Source organism: Amycolatopsis sp. H20-H5 (assembly GCF_035828755.1).
GTDB lineage: Bacteria > Actinomycetota > Actinomycetes > Mycobacteriales > Pseudonocardiaceae > Amycolatopsis.
The window spans coordinates 1-1350 of record NZ_JAYMZS010000277.1; the positions used below are offsets into that span (position 1 = coordinate 1).

Genomic DNA, 1350 nt, shown 5'->3' on the forward strand with positions numbered 1-1350 from the left:
GTGGTCATGACAGACCTGCCGGCCACGGGCGAGCCAGGGGCCGCAACGATTCGGTGTCGACTTTCGCATAGATTGCTGTGGTGATCGGCCTTCGATGCCGCAGCACTTGACCGATTTCAGCCAGCGGTGCCCCGGCCTTGAGCATTGACGTCGCTGCAGTGTGACGCAGCCGGTTCGCGTAGAGCGTGCCGAGTCCGGCTCGCCGTCCGGCGGCCGCCACCGCTTGGGTAATCCCGCCGGTGGTCAGGCCTCGATTCGGGGCCTTGGTCCGGATGAACACTCGGCGGTCCATCGCATCGGAAGGCCTACCATGATGGAGATAGTCCACAATGGCTTCACCGACATCGGTTGGCAGAGGAAGCAAGTCACGTCGATTTCCCTTGCCTCGTAAGGTGATCTCACCATGACGCCAATCAATGTCATCGAGCTGCAAGACCGCGACCTCACCGGAACGTAGTCCCATCCGGGCCAAGAGCGTCAGGATCCCGAAATCCCGAAGCCCATCCGGGCGGTCCCGATCGCACGAGGACAACAAAGCAACGACCCCGGACGGATCCAGCCCGCGGGGAAGGCCGGGACTGCGGTAAGCGACCTTCGGGACGCTCCCGACCAAGGACACGTCGAGCGCGCCGTCCAGATACCAGAACCGCAGCAGCGATCGCAGCGCGGTCGCCAAGCGCTGCACGGTTTTCGGTGCCAGCCTGCGAGATTCGGCCACCAGGAACGAGGTGACATCGCCGGAGGTGAGTCCCCGCACGTCGACACCATCGACTGTGGCGCGGCCCGCAACGAGCGGACGCACCAGATCGACATAACCGCGCGCTGTCCCGATCTGTAGACCCCGTTCCGCGATCAGATACCTCCGAAACCGCGCAAGCAACGCCTCGACAGGCGTCGGTGTTGCAGCCACCTCAATAGGTAATTCCCCAAGCCGACGCAGATAGGTCAGCAACGGCACCAACGCCTTCGTGGACCGGAACGCCCGATAGCCCATGGCGCGACGCGAAATCAGGAACCGTTCAACCACCGGTGCCGTCAGTGACACCACACCGAGGCCCTCTGCAGCCAGCCACCGGCCCAGATGTGCGGCCAACTCCAACTGGCAACGCACCGAGCCCGGCGTGTAGCCCACCGCCGACAACTCTGCGGCGAACCCCGACGCAAACGGCTCCAAGGGGCCGTCCACCTGGACCTTCGACAGATCAATCATGATCACTTCTCCCTCCGAAACGACGGACAGACAAGCATCAATTGACCCGCGGTTATGCCGACATCGCAAGCCCCCACAGCGCGCCGACCTGCGCTGATCGATCATATATCGGCATAACCGCGATGTCGGGGTAATGAATG

1 protein-coding gene is annotated in these 1350 nt (G+C 63.3%); it reads right to left on the reverse strand.

Annotated elements, in window-relative coordinates:
• Positions 1 to 4 precede the first annotated feature (4 nt).
• A complete protein-coding gene (locus QMK34_RS47450) occupies positions 5 to 1210 on the reverse strand; it encodes a tyrosine-type recombinase/integrase (protein WP_326421624.1) in 1206 nt (401 codons plus the stop codon).
• Positions 1211 to 1350 lie beyond the last annotated feature (140 nt).